The organism is Manganibacter manganicus, assembly GCF_002075885.1.
GTDB classification, from domain to species: domain Bacteria; phylum Pseudomonadota; class Alphaproteobacteria; order Rhizobiales; family Rhizobiaceae; genus Mesorhizobium; species Mesorhizobium manganicum.
Genome location: NZ_MDET01000002.1, coordinates 16,193 through 31,068, shown reverse-complemented (window position 1 = coordinate 31,068; position 14,876 = coordinate 16,193). Strand labels below are relative to the sequence as shown.

Here is a 14,876-nt window from a genome sequence, read left to right as displayed (position 1 = left end):
AAGGACATGAAACGAACAGTTCTGGCCGTACTCGGCATGGTGGCCCTCGGCCTCGCCATGCTGCAGCCGGCCTTCGCCCAGACCAAGGGCACCGTCTATTATCTGGTGCCGACCCTGCTCGACGAGTTCCAGACCGGCTCGGTGAGCGCTCTGGAGCTGTTCCTGAAGCAGGTCGGCTACAAGATGGAAACGCTCAACGCCGACAACAAGACGGACCGCCAGCAGTCGCAGATGAATGACGTCATCGCCTTGAAGCCGAAGGCGATCATCCTGGCCGCGGTGGATTTCAACGCGCTGAAGCCTTCGGTGGAGAAGGCGCGCGCCGCCGGCATCCCGGTGGTGGAGTTCGACCGGCAGATCACCTCGACGCCGTCCGACTTCACCTCTGTCGCCGGTACGATCGAAATCGGCCATATCGCCGCCGAACAGGCGCAACGCCTGCTCAAGGAGAAGAATGGCGATGTCAAGGGTAAGGTCCTGCAGGTGCTGGGCGACCCCGGCGATCCCTATACGCTCGATATCCAGAAGGGTTTCGAGGAGAAGATGAAGGCGTTCCCGGATGTCGAGATCATCTCGCTTCCGGCCCTGCAATGGGAAGCCAGCAATGCCGGCACGATCGTTGCCGACCAGATGCTCGCCAATCCCGATATCGACCTGATCTTCAGCCATGCGGCACATCTTTCGGTGGCTGGCGTCGCGTCGCTTGAAGCGGCCGGCAAGAAACCGGGCGACGTGATGATGATGAGCTCCAATGGCGCGCCGGTGGGTCTCGACCTGATCCGCAAGGGCTGGCTGAATGTCGAGGTGGAGCAGCCGCTCTACGCACAGGCCGCCGCCGTTGCCATGTTCATGGACAAGATCGTCAACAAGCAGGAACTCAAGCCCGGCGAATATGACGTGCTTGGCCTGAAATCGACGCTGACCAATGAAGCGTGGGGCCCGAATCTCAAGATTCCGGGTGCCGCGATCACCAAGGAAAACGTCGACAATCCGGCTTTCTGGGGCAATCTGAAGCCCCCGACGGACACCATCAAACCGGTCGAATAAGCCTGTCGCTCCCGCTCCGGGCCGCGCGCCCGGAGCATCTTTATTGCCAAGCTGCGCTTCTGTCGGAGGCGCATACAGGAAACTGCGCAAACCAGGATCGCCCGCATGAATCCTCGCACACGCCGCGCCCTCGAGTTCGTTCTCGACCATCTCGTCTGGTTCATGCTGCTCTTCGTGCTGGTGGTCTTTTCCCTCTTCATCCCGCACTATTTCCAGCTCGGCATCTTCGCCAATATCATCGAGGCGTCGAGCGTGCTCGGTGTCATGTCGATCGGCCTGGCGCTGGTCATCATCGCCGGCCATATGGACCTGTCGGTCGAATCGGTGGCCGCGCTCAGCGCCATGGCGGTCGGCATATTGTTCTGCTCGGCGGGCATCGGCATCGGGCTCGATATCCAGCCCGCATGGCTGATGGTGCCGATCTCGCTGCTGATCGCCATTATCGTCGGCGGCCTGATCGGCCTTTCCAACGGCTATTTCATCGTCAAGATGAAGATGGATGCCTTCATCATCACGCTGGCCTCCTACATCTGGGTGCGCGGCCTGGTGCTTGCCATTTCGGGCGGGCGCTCTGCACAGGATCTCGCGCCGGCGATCCGCTGGTTCGGCATTCAGCGGCTGCTCGGCCTGCCGCTCACCGCCTGGATCGCCATTGCCTGCTTCGTCGCCTTCTCATTGCTTATGGCCAAGACGCCGTTCGGCCGCCATCTGGTCATGATCGGCGGTAATGAAACGGCGACGTTTCGCGCCGGCATCCACGTCAAGCGCAATCTCATCATCGCCTTCATGCTGGCCGGCGCCATTGCCGGGCTGGCGGGCTGGCTGCTGACCATCCGTACATCCGGGGCCACGGCCAATCTCGGCATCGGCCTTCTGTTCAACGCCTTCGCGGCGGTGGTCATCGGCGGCGTCAGCCTCAAGGGCGGCGTCGGCGCGCTGCCCGGCGTCTATGCCGGCGTGCTGCTTCTGTCGGCGATCAACACGGCGATCAATCTGATGGGCCTTCCCGCCAATTACACGCAGGTCATCCATGGCCTTCTGGTGCTCGCTGCCGTGCTGCTCGATTCCTTCAAGCAGACGCTGCGGCTGAAGCTGGCTTAGGAGGCAGGCATGGCTGGAAGGATCGAAGGCAAGGTGGCGCTGGTCGTCGGTGCGGCGCGCGGCATCGGCAAGGGCATCGCACAGCGTTTTGCCGAAGAGGGCGCGAAGCTGGTTCTGGCCGACATGGATACCGAGGCGGGCCAGGCGAGCGCGACCGAACTGAATGCCGCCTTCCTTGCCACCGATATTTCGCAAATCGCCGATGCCAGGGCTGCGGTGGCGCTGGCGCTGGAACGCCACGGCCGGCTCGACATCATCGTGCAGAATGCCGGCATCTATCCGTGGCAACTGATCGAAAACACCAGCCCGGAAGATTGGGACGCGGTGATGGCGGTCAATCTGCGCGGCACGTTCAACGCCGCGCGCGCGGCACTTGAGCCGATGAAGGCGCAGCGTGCGGGACGCATGCTGTTCACCTCCTCGATCACCGGCCCGCATGTCACCAGCCCCGGCCACGGTCATTATTCGGCGACCAAGGCCGGCATCAACGGTTTCATCCGCTCGGCGGCGCTGGAGTTTTCCGGCTATGGCATCACCGTCAACGGCGTCGAGCCGGGCAACATCCTGACCGAAGCCATCCAGGAGCATCGCGGCGCGGCCTTCATCAAGAATATGGAGGCGGCGATCCCGCTCGGCCGCCTCGGCACGCCGCGCGACATCGCCAACGCCTTCCTGTTCCTCGCTTCCGACGATGCCGCCTATATCACCGGCACGACGATCGTCGTGGATGGCGGGCAATTGCTGCCCGAGGGCCAGGATTTCCGCCTCAACCCGCCGTGAGAAGGCGATGGTCGGGTCCGGCATCGTTCTCGACTTCGGCGGCGGGTTCACCCTGCGCCGCGCCTGTACCGCCGATCATGTGGCGCTGGCCATGGTGTGCCTGAAAACCGGCGATGCCGGCAAGGACGCCAGCGCGCTGGAGGACGATCCCGACCTGCTCGGCCTCATCTACACCATCCCCTACCAGATCTTCGAGCCGGGCCTCGCCTTCATGGTCGAGGGGCCGGAAGGCGTGTGCGGTTACCTTCTGGGCGCGGCCGACACGCGCGCCTTCAATGCGCGGCTGCGTGAAAGCTGGTATCCGTCGCTTCAGGCCCGCTTCGCCGATCCGGGCGCCGACGCCTCACGCTGGCAAGGCAGCGACTGGGCGCGGCACTGGATCCATCATCCCGAACTCGACATGCCAGTGATTCTCGACGCCTATCCGTCGCACGGTCATATCGACCTCCTGCCGCCGGCCCGTGGCCGTGGCATCGGCCGCAAGGCGATGAGTTTCCTCGAGGAAAAGCTGGTCGAGGCCGGCTCACCCGGCCTGCACCTTCAGGTCATGCCGGAAAATCGCGGCGCGCTTTCGTTTTATGCCGCACTCGGCTTTGCGGAATTGCGTCATCCCAGCCTGCCGCGGCATTGTGTGCATGTGGTGAAAAAGCTGCGATAGGCACTGAAACGCGGGTCTCATCCATCTCACCGGCGCGCGCATGGCCATTGTGGTTCCGGGTCGGAGCGGCCAGCCTGCGCTGGGCGACGACATGATCGGCGAGCCGCAGGGCAAGTGCCACGATCGTCAGGGTCGGCATGTCGTTGCCGCAGGTCGGGAACACCGAACTGCCGGCGATGTAGAGATTGTGCATGCCATGCACCTTGCAATCCGCATCGACCACGCCGAGGCGCGGGTCCGTGTGCATCCGTGTCGTTCCCATATGATGATCGCAGCCGTAGATGCGCGGCAGCCGGCCTTCGTCGGCCTGCTGGAGGTCGATCTGCCCGATATCGGAGGCTTCGAATTCCTGTTTGACCAGCGACATCATGCGCCGCAGCGTTTTCTTTTCCAGATCGCCGATCCGCCAGTCGAGCCGCGCCTGGTTCAGTCCGAACCTGTCGCGCAGGGCGGACAGGGTGACGCGGCTTTCGCGGTCCGGAACCGGCTCGATGATGCTCTCGACCTGGAAGTAGGTCGATCTGGCCGCCAGTTTCAGCCGCCGGTAAAGCAGGGACGCGATCAGGCGCGGGCTGCGCTGGGCAACGGATGCCAACATGCCCGGTTTGATTTCGTCGAACAGCCGCCAGCGAACGGCATCCCAGACATCATGGAAATCCTCGGTGAGATCGCGGTCCTCACCGGACCAGCAGGCCCGGAAATAGGTGCGGCACTGCACCAGCTTCTCTTCCCGCTGGACCTTTTCGACCAGACCGACATAGGCGCTGCTGCTGGTGCCATCCACCGCCAGGCTCGGATTGTGATAGGTGTAGCTGGTGTCGTAGAAGCGGAAACCGGCGGCATCGCGCGGCGAGACCATGCGTCCGATGCGCACGCGCGGGTGCTCCATGAAATAGCGCCCGACCACGTCGTGCCGGTTGCCGAGCCCGCGATGATCGACCCTGTTCGACAGCAGCATCAGGCGGGCATTTTCAATTCCGCCGGCTGCCAGGATCGTCTGCTTGGCGCGCACGAAAAAGCGTTGCTGCGCGCCATTGTCGAAGTGGACACCGGTTACGGTCGCAGCGGCGTCGCATGTGGCGATCTCGGTCACATTGGCGTTGAGCAGCACCTTGACCGCCCTGGCCTCGGCCAGTTGCCGCTCATAGGCATAGCCGAAATGCGTCGGCGGGCTGAACTTGTTGACCATCGTTTCAAGCGATCCGCCGCGCAATCTGAGCAGCTTGACCTGGTTGTGGTCGAGGCGGTCATACCAGAATTGCGGGTCGAAATCGTGATCGTTGACCTGAACGAGCCGGTTGGCGCGCGGATAAAAAGACGCCACTTCCGTATAATCGAGCGGCCAGCCGCTGTTCGGCATCCAGTCGCGCGTCTCGAAATCGATGGGCAGGAACTGGCGTATCCAGCCGCCCCAGCAATTCGAACTGCCGCCCAATTGCCGGGTTCGGCTGGTGCGCAGATTGTAAGGGAGGCCGGCATTCTCTCCCTTGTAAAGGGTCTGCGATGTCCGGGTGAAGTCGCGCTGCCCGCCTTCCAGCACGCAGGTCGCGATGCCGCAGCGCTCGAATTCGAGTGCGAGCGTAATGCCGGCGGCACCGCCTCCGACGATGCATATCTCGGTGTCAAAGCTGGTGCCGCTCGGCAATTTTCGTGCATCGACAAACATGGCAGTGACAGGCGACCTCCCCTCCTGAAACTCACTTGTCCAGTGATAGAGCGGGCGGGGGCGGGCAGAAATGCCCGCTGAGGGCTGAACGGCATATCCCTTGGGCGTAATCCGCGACCGAATGGCTGTCGCCGGCCATGCACAATCAGACGATTTGTGGACGGGCCTGCCCGGCACCGCGTCGAGGCTCGCGAAAACGCTCATGGTTAAAGCGCTCTTAACCTTCACCCCGATAGTCTGGCAGCCGAATCCGCCGGCGCGCGCTTGCGTGGCGGCAATGCATTTGAATGACGGGGAAGAACGCATGCGTTCAGGGGCTTCAGCACCGCTCGCGCTGGCAGAAACGGGGCACGGCCTACAGGCGTTCGCGCGCCGCCAGGTCGGGCGTGTGATCGGATGCGCCTTGTTTGCGTTCGTCGCCTTCGGCATTGCCAGCCTGGCAACCTGGAACGTGGCCGATCCGAGCTTTTCGCATGCCACCGACAATGTCGTGACCAACGCCATGGGCTATCCGGGCGCGGTCTTTTCGGACCTTGCCATGCAGTTCTTCGGCCTGTCGGCGGTGGCGGCGCTGGTGCCGGCCGTCATCTGGGGATTTCTTCTGTTTTCGGCGCGCGGTGTCGACAAATTGCCGAAGCGCGGCTTTGCCTGGTTCGGCTTTGCGCTGCTGGCGGCCGCGATTGCCGGCTGCATCACCGCTCCGCCCACCTGGCCGCTGCCGGCCGGCCTTGGCGGCGTCGCCGGCGATATGGTCTTGAGCGTGCCGGGAGCCTTCACTGGCGGCTATCCTACCGGTATCATCGGCGCCGTCATCGCGCTTTTGCTCATTGCGCCGGCTTTGTGGCTGTTTGCCTTTGGCGCCGCCCTGATCTCGCGCCGCAACGGCTTCGCGGTGATGGAGGAGCCGGAGCCGGCCCAGGCCGAGGATCGCGACCAGATACTGTTCGAGAACGAGGACGATGACGAGGAAAGCCGGTTCGGCCTTGCTTTCGGGGTGCTCGCGCATTGGTGGCTGTCGGCGCGGGCTTATATGCGCCGTCGCGCGGCGCGGCGTCATGAGCATGACGATTTCGAGCCTGAAATGGAGTCGCGCTCCAGCGGCTGGCGGCGCGCGGCGGAACGCGTCGAATCGGCTGAACTTGCCGAGGCGCGGCTGGATGCTGGCGCGCGTGTCGAGCCGGAATTCTTCGCCGAGCCGGCGCATGCGGGTTCCGCGACGCTCGACCCGCGCGATGCGGATATTTTCGACGACGAGTTTGACGCCAGCTTCGACGGCGAAGCCGCCGGCGGATCGGCACAGGCTCCGCAGGTCCGGCAGTTTCGCTCCGACGCGGCGACGCGCGTCGCCGCGCCACCGCCGCGGCCCACCCCCGGCGTGCGCGTGCAGCGCGAGGCCCAGACCTCGCTGATTACATCCGGTGGCTTCGAGATGCCGTCGTTGCATTTCCTGTCCGAGCCGAAGAACGTGGCGCGCGACCCGAGCCTTTCCAACGAGTCGCTGGAGCAGAATGCCCGCCTGCTCGAAGGCGTGCTGGAGGATTTCGGCGTCAAGGGCGAGATCATCAACGTCAAGCCGGGTCCGGTCGTCACGCTTTATGAGCTTGAGCCGGCGCCGGGCATCAAGTCCTCTCGCGTCATCGGCCTGGCCGACGACATCGCTCGCTCGATGAGCGCGATCGCCGCCCGTGTCGCGGTCGTGCCCGGCCGCAACGCCATCGGCATCGAACTGCCGAACGCCAAGCGTGAAATGGTCTATCTGCGCGAGATCCTCGCCAGCCGCGATTTCGAGCAGACCAAGGCCAGGCTGGCGCTGGCGCTCGGCAAGACCATCAACGGCGAGGCGGTCATCGTCGATATCGCCAAGATGCCGCATGTTCTGGTGGCCGGCACCACGGGTTCGGGCAAGTCGGTGGCCATCAACACGATGATCCTGTCGCTGCTCTACCGGATGAAGCCGGAGGAATGCCGCCTGATCATGATCGATCCGAAGATGCTGGAGCTTTCCGTCTATGACGGCATCCCGCACCTTTTGACGCCCGTCGTCACCGATCCGAAGAAGGCCGTGGTGGCGCTGAAATGGACGGTGCGGGAAATGGAAGACCGCTACCGCAAGATGTCCAAGGTCGGCGTGCGCAATATAGACGGCTTCAACCAGCGCGTCGCCCAGGCCAGGAAGAAGGGCGAGCAGATCCAGCGCACGGTGCAGACCGGTTTCGACCGCCAGACCGGCGAAGCGATCTACGAGACCGAGGAACTCGATCTCGAGCCGATGCCCTATATCGTCGTCATCATCGACGAGATGGCCGATCTGATGATGGTGGCCGGCAAGGATATCGAAGGCGCGGTGCAGCGCCTGGCGCAGATGGCGCGCGCCGCCGGCATCCACGTCATCATGGCGACGCAGCGTCCTTCGGTGGACGTCATCACCGGCACGATCAAGGCCAATTTCCCGACGCGCATCTCCTTCCAGGTGACGTCGAAGATCGACAGCCGCACCATTCTGGGCGAGCAGGGCGCGGAGCAACTGCTCGGCATGGGCGACATGCTCTATATGGCCGGCGGCGGGCGCATCCAGCGCGTGCACGGGCCGTTCGTCTCCGACGACGAGGTCGAGAAGATCGTCGCGCATCTGAAATTGCAGGGAGTGCCGGAATATCTCGACGCCATCACCGAGGACGAGGAGGACGATGACGAGGGTTCCTCGAAGAGCGGCGGCAGCAGCGGCGGCGGCAATATCGAGGATTCCGACGATCCGTATGACCAGGCGGTGGCCGTGGTGCTGCGCGACGGCAAGGCCTCGACCAGCTACATCCAGCGCCGCCTCGGCATCGGCTACAACCGTGCCGCCTCGATCATCGAACGGATGGAACAGGAGGGCGTCGTCGGCCCGGCCAATCACGCCGGCAAGCGCGAGATCCTGGTGCCGACGGAGGACGACAAATTCTGATCTCGATCGTTCGACGGGAACCAGGCGGCGGCCGGCGTGTTTTGGCAAGCGTCAAACTTCAGCCCAACTGGCGTTTCAAAACGGTTTGAATTCGAGAGATGGACAAGTGAGCGGCATGAAAGACAATCGATTCGACCCAGCCGGCAACGCGCCCGTCACGCGTCGCGCCCTGTTCGGTTTCGGATTGGCTCTTGGCGGCGCGGCGGCGCTCAACCTTTCACCGGGCTTTTCTCTGGTGGCGGCGGCGCAGGCCGCGGTTCCTGCGGCGGCGCAGGCGATCGCCGACCACTTTTCCTCGGTGAAGACGATGACCGGCGAGTTCGTCCAGTTCGGCCCGCGCGGCGAGCAGACGGGCGGCAAGTTCTATCTTGAACGGCCGGGCAGGATTCGCTTCAACTACAACGGGTCTTCCAAATTCCAGGTCATCTCGGATGGCAAATCGGTGGTCATCCTCAACGAGAAGATGCGCACGTCCGACCTCTATCCGCTCTCCAAGACGCCGCTGAAATTGTTGCTTGAAGACCATATCGACCTTTCCGGCAACAAGGTGACCGGCGTCAAGCAGGAGGACGATCTCACCACCATCCAGCTCTCCGACAAGTCGGTGTTCGGCAATGCGAAGATCACCATGATGTTCGACCCGAAAACCTACGATTTGCGGCAATGGACCATTACCGACGCGCAAGGCAAGGACACCACGGTGATGATCTTCAACGTCCAGAAGGGCGTGACCTTCGCCGACAACACGTTCGAGATCAATTACACGCTCAATCGCGAGTGGAATACCAAGCACCGTTAGGACATCCCGGCAAAGTATGAGCGGGTTTGCGCCCGCAAATGCGGCTGAACAGACAGACCGGACCGCGAAAGGTCGTATGCTTTTTTGCCGGACAGGCCATGCGCGGCCCCAAGGGTTGTTTTCCATGCCGCATGCTGGCAGATGAATGAGACCTTTCATCGTGCATGCCGGCTCGGTCAGGCGGCGCACCGTCGCGGAATCATTCATGGCCTTTTCGATCGCTACCTGGAATATCAATTCCGTTCGCTTGCGCATGCCGCTGGTCGAGCGTTTTCTGCTCGAATATGCGCCCGACGTGCTCAGCCTGCAGGAAACCAAATGCGCGAACGACGTATTTCCCGCGGCGGCGTTCCGGAAGCTTGGCTACGAGCACATCGCCATCAACGGCCAGAAGGGCTATCACGGCGTGGCGACCGTTGCGCGGCGTCCCATCGAGATTGTCGAGAGGCGGCGCTTCTGCGAAAACGACGATTGCCGGCATGTCTCGGTGCGGTTCGACGCCGGCGGTAAATCCTTGCTTTTGCACAATTTCTACGTGCCGGCCGGCGGCGACGAGCCCGATCCGGAAATCAACCGGAAATTCCGGCACAAGCTGGACTTCGTGGCCGAGATGAATGCGATCCGTGCCGAGCATGACGAGGTTTCGGGCTCGGTCCTGGTCGGCGACCTCAACATCGCGCCGCTCGAGCATGATGTGTGGTCGCACAAGCAACTCCTCAACGTGGTCAGCCATACGCCGGTGGAGACGACCGGTTTCGAAGCAATGCGCAAGGCCGGCGGCTGGATCGACCTGATGCGCCATGGCGTGCCCGACGATCAGAAGCTTTATACCTGGTGGAGTTACCGGGCGCAGGATTGGCAGGCTTCCAATCGCGGCCGGCGCCTCGACCATGTCTGGTGTTCGGCCAATCTGGTGCCGCATTTTGCCGGCTACGAGATCCTGCGCGAGGCGCGCGGCTGGGAGCGCCCTTCCGACCATGTGCCGGTGATCGCCCGCTTCGACCTGAATTGACCGCGCCGGCCGCTCCTCACCCCGAGAAGCGTGGCGCCAGGCTTTCGATGCGCCGGATCATGGCCTGGAATTCCTCCGAAATGCGGTGGTGCAACAGCACCGCCAGATCGGGATATTCCTCCAGGATGCGCCGGAACATGGCGCGGTTCAGGCGCATGATCTGCGAATCGAGTGCCGCGGAGGCGCTGGTCAGGCGCCTGGTGTCGGCGATCAGCGCCAGTTCGCCGAGCAGCGCGCCGGGGCCGGCCGTGCCGATGATCTGGCGCTCGCCGCTGCCTTCGCGATAAAGCGCGATGCAGCCCGACACCACGACATAGGCGGAATCGGCGGTATCGTCCTCGCGGTAGAGTTTCCTGTCGGCGGGCAGGGCCGTGGTTTCCGCGCCGAAGGCGAGCAGGCGCAACTGTTCGCGCGTGAAACCCTCGAAGAGTCCCACGGCAGACAAGATACGTATATCGTCATCGAGCGCCATCGCGTCCCCGACTGCCCAGCCCGGTCCTCCTTCGCACGATCCCGCCCGAATCGCTATGCGGCCATTTGGGGTCCATATCCCGGCATAGAATTCCGATCTCAGGATAAAGACCGCATAAATTCAACAACCTAAAGCGTACGAAACAAAACCGAAAGATCGCGGTACACCTTACGGTTTCGATCCTAATCCGGGAGAATGATTAAAAATTTAAGGAACCAGCTTGTAGCCGCCACTTTCGGTGACGAGAATTTCGGCATTGGAGGGATCGCGCTCGATCTTCTGGCGCAGGCGATAGACATGCGTTTCGAGCGTATGGGTGGTGACGCCTGAATTGTAGCCCCACACTTCCTCCAGCAGCACGTCGCGGGTCACGACCTTCTGCTCGGCGCGATAGAGATATTTGATGATCGAGGCTTCCTTCTCCGTCAGCCTTATCTTGCCGCCGCGCTGATCGACCAGCAGCTTCTGGCTCGGCTTGAACGTATAGGGACCGACCGAGAACGTGGCGTCTTCGCTCTGTTCATGCTGCCTGAGCTGCGCGCGGATGCGGGCCAGCAGCACCGCGAAGCGGAACGGCTTGGTCACATAGTCGTTGGCGCCGGCTTCGAGGCCGAGAATGGTGTCGGAATCGGTATCGTGGCCGGTCAGCATGATGATGGGCGCCTTGTAGCCGCCCTTGCGCAGCATCTTCACCGCTTCGCGGCCGTCCATATCAGGCAGGCCGACATCCATGATCAGCAGGTCGATCATGCCATTGCGGGCCGTCGCCACGCCCTTGGCGGCCGTCGCCTCCTGAATCACATGGAATTCCTCATAGAGCGACAATTGCTCGACCAGCATCGTGCGCAGGTCTTCGTCGTCGTCTACGATCAGTATGGTGCGTGAAGTCATGGATCAATCCGTTGTTTCGAAATGAATAATCGTCGTCACCTGTTGACCGTCGTCCGTTTATGCGGAAGCTGACCGGCACAACAGCCGATCACAGTGATTTGTTCCTCCATGCGATCATACAAGAAAAAACGCCAGCGTAACGCTTCGGATGCAAGTTTACCAACAGGCCTTCGCATGCTGACGGTGCATGCCCGGCCCGGCAAGCCGCAACAGGGGCTTCTGCGGGCCGGAAAGCTGGTGTTTCCCTGCGCTTTGGGCCGCGGCGGAATCGTTTCCGCCAAGCGTGAAGGCGATGGCGGGACGCCGCTGGCGACGATGCGTATTTTGTCGGGCTATTTCCGCAACGATCATTTCGCCGGCGCACGGCGCACGCGGCTGGCCATGACGACGATCGGCCCGGACCTCGGCTGGTGCGAGGTGCCCGACGACCGCAATTACAACAGGCCGGTGCGCATTCCCTACGGTGCCAGCCATGAGCGTATGCGGCGCGACGACCGGCTTTATGACGTGTGCCTGGTGCTCGACTGGAACATCCGCCCGCGCCTGCGCGGGCGCGGCAGCGCGATCTTCTTCCATCTGGCGCGTCCCGGCTATACGCCGACGCAAGGTTGCGTGGCGGTGAGCGAACGCACCATGGCGCGGCTTTTGCCGCTATTGTCGGCCCGCACGATGGTCAAGGTGGTCCGATAGTTCAGAAACTGCGGCGCGGATCGTTGCCCCGCCAGCCTCTTTCAAGCAGGGACAGCTTGGAGGCTTCCTCGTAGGAGGGGCGCCGCACGGTTCGCGGATCGACGCCGATATCGACGAGCATGCGATCTGGGAGCGGCTGCAGTTCGGTAACCGGCAATGTGTCCGGCTTGCGCGTGAAGAGGCGGCGAAAAGCGGCGCGCAGGCCGGTCGGTTGGCAGCGGGGTGTGTGAAGGGCGAAATCGGACATCGGTGCATCCTTTGGCGGCGTCAAGCCGGCTTTGGCATCTCATTGCTGGCCCTATGATGCGTCGTTGAAAGATTTGGGGGAAACGAGTAGTTTTTGCTCCATTGTATAGTTTCCTTTGAAGACGACGATGGCTCGCCTGTTGCCTGGTACCCGTGCCTTGCGGACGCTGGAAGCGGCGGGCCGGCACCTCAATTTCACGCGCGCGGCCGATGAGCTCGGCCTGACGCCGGCGGCGGTCAGCTATCAGATCAAGGAAATCGAGGATCAGCTTGGCCTGATCCTGTTCACGCGCACCAGCCGGGCCATCCGGCTTACCGAAAGCGGCCATGTCCTGTTCGAGGCGGCGGCCGATGCGCTCGATCTGCTCAACCGCGCGGCCGCCAGGGCGCGCAAGGTAGCGCGCGGAACGACGCTGCTGAAAGTGACGGCCGATGCCCATTTCGCCACCAAATGGCTGATGCGGCGCGTCGATGGCTTCCGTGAGCGGCATCCCGGCATCGAGTTGCGTTTCGACATCTGCTACAGCCTGCGCGATTTCGAACTGGACGATATCGATGTCGGTATTCGTTTCGGAGCCGGAAAATATCCGGGACTTGCAGCCGACCGGCTGTTCGACAATGTCATCATTCCGGTTTGCAGCCCACGCCTGCTGGCCTGTGGCCCGCCGCTGAACGCGCCGCGCGACCTGTTCAACCATACGCTCGCCCATATCGAATGGTCGCGCCAGGGTGTCACCTGGCCCAACTGGCGCATGTGGATGGCGGCCGCCGGCATCAACGATTTCGACGACAGCCGGGTGATGGTGTTCGGCACCTCGTCGGATGCCGTGCAGGCGGCGCTCGAGGGCAATGCCGTGGCCTTGGCCGATTTCGCCATGGTGGCGAACGACCTTTCGGAAGGCCGCCTGATCCGTCCCTTCGACCTCGGCATCAGGATGGCGCGCGAGTTCGCGTATTTTCTCGTCTACCCCGACAATGCGGCGTCCGACCCGCGCATTGCGGCGTTCCGCGAGTGGCTTCTTGAAGAAGCCGCGAAAACGGAAGTCTGATACCAACGGTCATTTTGAATGACCGTTGGAGCGCGCGACTGCGCGCCGCGCCGGCGATTGAGGCGTCGTGGATGTGTCAACGTTCAGGACCTCCGGTACAGTGCTCAGGTCAGGCGCCGGACGGTCGTGCGCTTGATTTCGGAATCTTCCAGCGCGCGCGTCACCGGCACCTCGTAGACGGCAAGTTCTTCAAGGCCGGTTTTCGGCAGATAGGCGCGGCCGGGGTCGCCGATCAGGATTTCGGCGCCGCGCGCCTTGAGATCGCGAAACCACGGCAGCAGCCGGTCCGCGAAGGGTTTGTCGTAGAACACGTCGCCCGCCAGCACCACGTCCCAGCCGCCATCGCTGCCGATCAGATCGTTTCCATCGAAGTTCACGACAACGCCGTTGGCTTCGCCGTTCAGGCGGGTCGCGGCGCGGCAGAACGGGTCGATGTCGGCGGCGGTAACATGAGCGGCTTCGGCCCTGACGGCCGCTATGGCAAGGAGACCGGAGCCGGTGGCGAAATCGAGCACGCGCAGGCCGCGAACCATCTGCGGATTGTCGAGCACGAAGCGGGCAAGGCCCTGCCCGCCAGCCCAGGCGAATGCCCAGAAGGGCGGCGGCAGGCCGATCTCGGCCAGTTCCTCCTCGGTGCGCCGCCACAGATCATGCGCCTCATCGGCCAGATACAGGCGGATTTCCGGCACATGCGGCGGTGCAGTCAGCGCCGTATTGGCAAGAATGAACTTTTCGGCTTCCGCCAGGGTCACGATATCGGGTCAGGGGCCAAGATCACGGTATCGGGTCGAGGCCGCCCATGCGGCAAACCTCGCGCCATTCCTCAGCCGTCACCGGTTGTACGGACAGCCGGCCAAGCCGCACCAGCGCCATCTCCGACAGTTTCGGATTGGCCTTGATGTCGGCCAGCGTCGGCGGGTTGGGCACGTCGCGCACGGCGCGGATATCGACGCAGTCCCAGCGCGGATCGTCCGTTGTCGTGTCATGATGGGCGAGCGCGCAGACCTCGGCGATGCCGACAATGTTCAGCCCTTCATTGGAGTGATAGAAAAAGCCCAGATCGCCGATCTGCATGGCGCGCATATTGTTGCGCGCCGCATAATTGCGCACGCCATCCCATTGCTCGCCCGCCTCGCCGACCTTTTTCAGGTCGTCGAAGGAAAACTTGAACGGTTCGGATTTGAACAGCCAGTAATTCATGGTGCCCCTCCCGCCGCGTCAAGCCGCGTCCGGCTTGTTGACGACCCAGTTCCATGCCCGGACATCGACATTCTCGAACAGGCCGGCCCTGGCATAAGGGTCACTCGCGGCAATCGCCTTCGCCGCTTCCAGATCAGCGGCCTCGATCACCGAAAGAGTGCCGTTCGACTTGCCTTCGGCGTCGAGGAACGGACCGGCAAAGGCCAGCTTGTTTTCATCGTTCAGCTTGCCCAAAAAGGCAAGGTGGTCGGGCCGCGTATCCTGCCGGAGCTGGAGGTGTCCCGGCTTGTCCGTGCAGATCAGGGCAAAAAGCATTTC

General features: G+C 62.9%; 16 protein-coding genes. 9 read left to right on the top strand and 7 right to left on the bottom strand.

The annotated features are described in order from the left end of the window. The first annotated feature begins 6 nt into the window (after positions 1–6). The 4 genes from BFN67_RS02230 to BFN67_RS02215 all read left to right on the top strand — a co-directional run bounded on the left by BFN67_RS02230 (position 7) and on the right by BFN67_RS02215 (position 3,586). On the top strand, positions 7–1,047 hold the full coding sequence (locus tag BFN67_RS02230; protein ID WP_080917978.1) for a sugar ABC transporter substrate-binding protein: 1,041 nt from the start codon (positions 7–9) through the stop codon (positions 1,045–1,047). A gap of 105 nt (positions 1,048–1,152) precedes the next feature. Continuing rightward, positions 1,153–2,148 carry an ABC transporter permease gene (locus tag BFN67_RS02225; RefSeq protein ID WP_080917977.1) on the top strand — a complete coding sequence of 332 codons (996 nt, stop codon included), beginning with the start codon at positions 1,153–1,155 and terminating at the stop codon, positions 2,146–2,148. A 9-nt stretch (positions 2,149–2,157) separates the two neighbouring features. Next, entirely contained in the window at positions 2,158–2,928 is a 771-nt protein-coding gene (locus BFN67_RS02220) for an SDR family oxidoreductase (protein WP_080917976.1), read from the top strand. Between the two features lie 7 nt (positions 2,929–2,935). Further along, positions 2,936–3,586, top strand: a complete 651-nt coding sequence (locus tag BFN67_RS02215) for a GNAT family N-acetyltransferase (RefSeq protein WP_192856748.1) — start codon at positions 2,936–2,938, stop codon at positions 3,584–3,586. Here BFN67_RS02215 and BFN67_RS02210 read toward each other — a convergent pair. Beyond that, a complete protein-coding gene (locus BFN67_RS02210) occupies positions 3,474–5,252 on the bottom strand; it encodes an FAD-dependent oxidoreductase (RefSeq protein ID WP_158083460.1) in 1,779 nt (592 codons plus the stop codon). The genes BFN67_RS02215 and BFN67_RS02210 overlap by 113 nt on opposite strands. Before the next feature lie 304 nt (positions 5,253–5,556). Between BFN67_RS02210 and BFN67_RS02205 the strand changes: the two genes are divergently transcribed. The 3 genes from BFN67_RS02205 (at position 5,557) to BFN67_RS02195 (ending at position 10,010) form a co-directional block, all read left to right on the top strand. Further along, on the top strand, positions 5,557–8,199 hold the full coding sequence (locus BFN67_RS02205) for a DNA translocase FtsK (RefSeq protein ID WP_080917974.1): 2,643 nt from the start codon (positions 5,557–5,559) through the stop codon (positions 8,197–8,199). A gap of 115 nt (positions 8,200–8,314) precedes the next feature. Further along, a complete protein-coding gene (locus BFN67_RS02200) occupies positions 8,315–8,998 on the top strand; it encodes an outer membrane lipoprotein carrier protein LolA (RefSeq protein WP_080917973.1) in 684 nt (227 codons plus the stop codon). Positions 8,999–9,203: 205 nt separating this feature from the next. Continuing rightward, a complete protein-coding gene (locus tag BFN67_RS02195; protein ID WP_080918087.1) occupies positions 9,204–10,010 on the top strand; it encodes an exodeoxyribonuclease III in 807 nt (268 codons plus the stop codon). A 16-nt stretch (positions 10,011–10,026) separates the two neighbouring features. Here the strand turns inward: BFN67_RS02195 and BFN67_RS02190 are convergent, their stop codons facing one another. Together BFN67_RS02190 and BFN67_RS02185 are read right to left on the bottom strand one after the other, a co-directional pair. Then, complete coding sequence (locus tag BFN67_RS02190) at positions 10,027–10,482, bottom strand: cyclic nucleotide-binding domain-containing protein (protein WP_080917972.1); 456 nt, start codon at positions 10,480–10,482, stop codon at positions 10,027–10,029. Positions 10,483–10,689: 207 nt separating this feature from the next. Then, positions 10,690–11,373, bottom strand: coding sequence for a response regulator transcription factor (locus tag BFN67_RS02185; RefSeq protein ID WP_080917971.1), 684 nt, complete (start codon positions 11,371–11,373; stop codon positions 10,690–10,692). A 174-nt stretch (positions 11,374–11,547) separates the two neighbouring features. Between BFN67_RS02185 and BFN67_RS02180 the strand changes: the two genes are divergently transcribed. Continuing rightward, positions 11,548–12,063 (top strand): L,D-transpeptidase family protein, encoded by a 516-nt coding sequence (locus BFN67_RS02180; protein ID WP_080917970.1) that lies wholly within the window; start codon positions 11,548–11,550, stop codon positions 12,061–12,063. A 1-nt stretch (position 12,064) separates the two neighbouring features. Here the strand turns inward: BFN67_RS02180 and BFN67_RS02175 are convergent, their stop codons facing one another. Beyond that, a complete protein-coding gene (locus BFN67_RS02175) occupies positions 12,065–12,310 on the bottom strand; it encodes a hypothetical protein (protein ID WP_080917969.1) in 246 nt (81 codons plus the stop codon). Between the two features lie 127 nt (positions 12,311–12,437). Between BFN67_RS02175 and gcvA the strand changes: the two genes are divergently transcribed. Continuing rightward, a complete protein-coding gene (gene gcvA / locus BFN67_RS02170; RefSeq protein ID WP_080917968.1) occupies positions 12,438–13,358 on the top strand; it encodes a transcriptional regulator GcvA in 921 nt (306 codons plus the stop codon). A gap of 104 nt (positions 13,359–13,462) precedes the next feature. Here gcvA and BFN67_RS02165 read toward each other — a convergent pair whose 3' ends face one another. From BFN67_RS02165 to BFN67_RS02155, 3 genes are read right to left on the bottom strand one after another with little or no spacing between them, the layout of a single operon-like run. Continuing rightward, positions 13,463–14,110 (bottom strand): class I SAM-dependent methyltransferase, encoded by a 648-nt coding sequence (locus BFN67_RS02165; protein WP_080917967.1) that lies wholly within the window; start codon positions 14,108–14,110, stop codon positions 13,463–13,465. A gap of 22 nt (positions 14,111–14,132) precedes the next feature. Then, the gene (locus BFN67_RS02160) at positions 14,133–14,558 is read right to left on the bottom strand and encodes an EVE domain-containing protein (protein ID WP_080917966.1); all 426 of its coding nucleotides are present in this window, start codon (positions 14,556–14,558) and stop codon (positions 14,133–14,135) included. A gap of 18 nt (positions 14,559–14,576) precedes the next feature. Further along, positions 14,577–14,873, bottom strand: a complete 297-nt coding sequence (locus BFN67_RS02155) for a YciI-like protein (protein WP_080917965.1) — start codon at positions 14,871–14,873, stop codon at positions 14,577–14,579. Positions 14,874–14,876: the final 3 nt, after the last annotated feature.

What these genes read in the sequence shown, in the direction of transcription:
- BFN67_RS02220 (WP_080917976.1), top strand. Translation starts at nt 2,158, where the DNA reads ATGGCTGGAAGGATCGAAGGCAAGGTGGCGCTGGTCGTCGGTGCGGCG.
- gcvA (WP_080917968.1), top strand. Translation starts at nt 12,438, where the DNA reads ATGGCTCGCCTGTTGCCTGGTACCCGTGCCTTGCGGACGCTGGAAGCG.
- BFN67_RS02200 (WP_080917973.1), top strand. Translation starts at nt 8,315, where the DNA reads ATGAAAGACAATCGATTCGACCCAGCCGGCAACGCGCCCGTCACGCGT.
- BFN67_RS02210 (WP_158083460.1), bottom strand. Translation starts at nt 5,252, where the DNA reads ATGTTTGTCGATGCACGAAAATTGCCGAGCGGCACCAGCTTTGACACC.
- BFN67_RS02185 (WP_080917971.1), bottom strand. Translation starts at nt 11,373, where the DNA reads ATGACTTCACGCACCATACTGATCGTAGACGACGACGAAGACCTGCGC.
- BFN67_RS02225 (WP_080917977.1), top strand. Translation starts at nt 1,153, where the DNA reads ATGAATCCTCGCACACGCCGCGCCCTCGAGTTCGTTCTCGACCATCTC.
- BFN67_RS02195 (WP_080918087.1), top strand. Translation starts at nt 9,204, where the DNA reads ATGGCCTTTTCGATCGCTACCTGGAATATCAATTCCGTTCGCTTGCGC.
- BFN67_RS02190 (WP_080917972.1), bottom strand. Translation starts at nt 10,482, where the DNA reads ATGGCGCTCGATGACGATATACGTATCTTGTCTGCCGTGGGACTCTTC.
- BFN67_RS02230 (WP_080917978.1), top strand. Translation starts at nt 7, where the DNA reads ATGAAACGAACAGTTCTGGCCGTACTCGGCATGGTGGCCCTCGGCCTC.
- BFN67_RS02160 (WP_080917966.1), bottom strand. Translation starts at nt 14,558, where the DNA reads ATGAATTACTGGCTGTTCAAATCCGAACCGTTCAAGTTTTCCTTCGAC.
- BFN67_RS02175 (WP_080917969.1), bottom strand. Translation starts at nt 12,310, where the DNA reads ATGTCCGATTTCGCCCTTCACACACCCCGCTGCCAACCGACCGGCCTG.
- BFN67_RS02215 (WP_192856748.1), top strand. Translation starts at nt 2,936, where the DNA reads ATGGTCGGGTCCGGCATCGTTCTCGACTTCGGCGGCGGGTTCACCCTG.
- BFN67_RS02155 (WP_080917965.1), bottom strand. Translation starts at nt 14,873, where the DNA reads ATGCTTTTTGCCCTGATCTGCACGGACAAGCCGGGACACCTCCAGCTC.
- BFN67_RS02205 (WP_080917974.1), top strand. Translation starts at nt 5,557, where the DNA reads ATGCGTTCAGGGGCTTCAGCACCGCTCGCGCTGGCAGAAACGGGGCAC.
- BFN67_RS02180 (WP_080917970.1), top strand. Translation starts at nt 11,548, where the DNA reads ATGCTGACGGTGCATGCCCGGCCCGGCAAGCCGCAACAGGGGCTTCTG.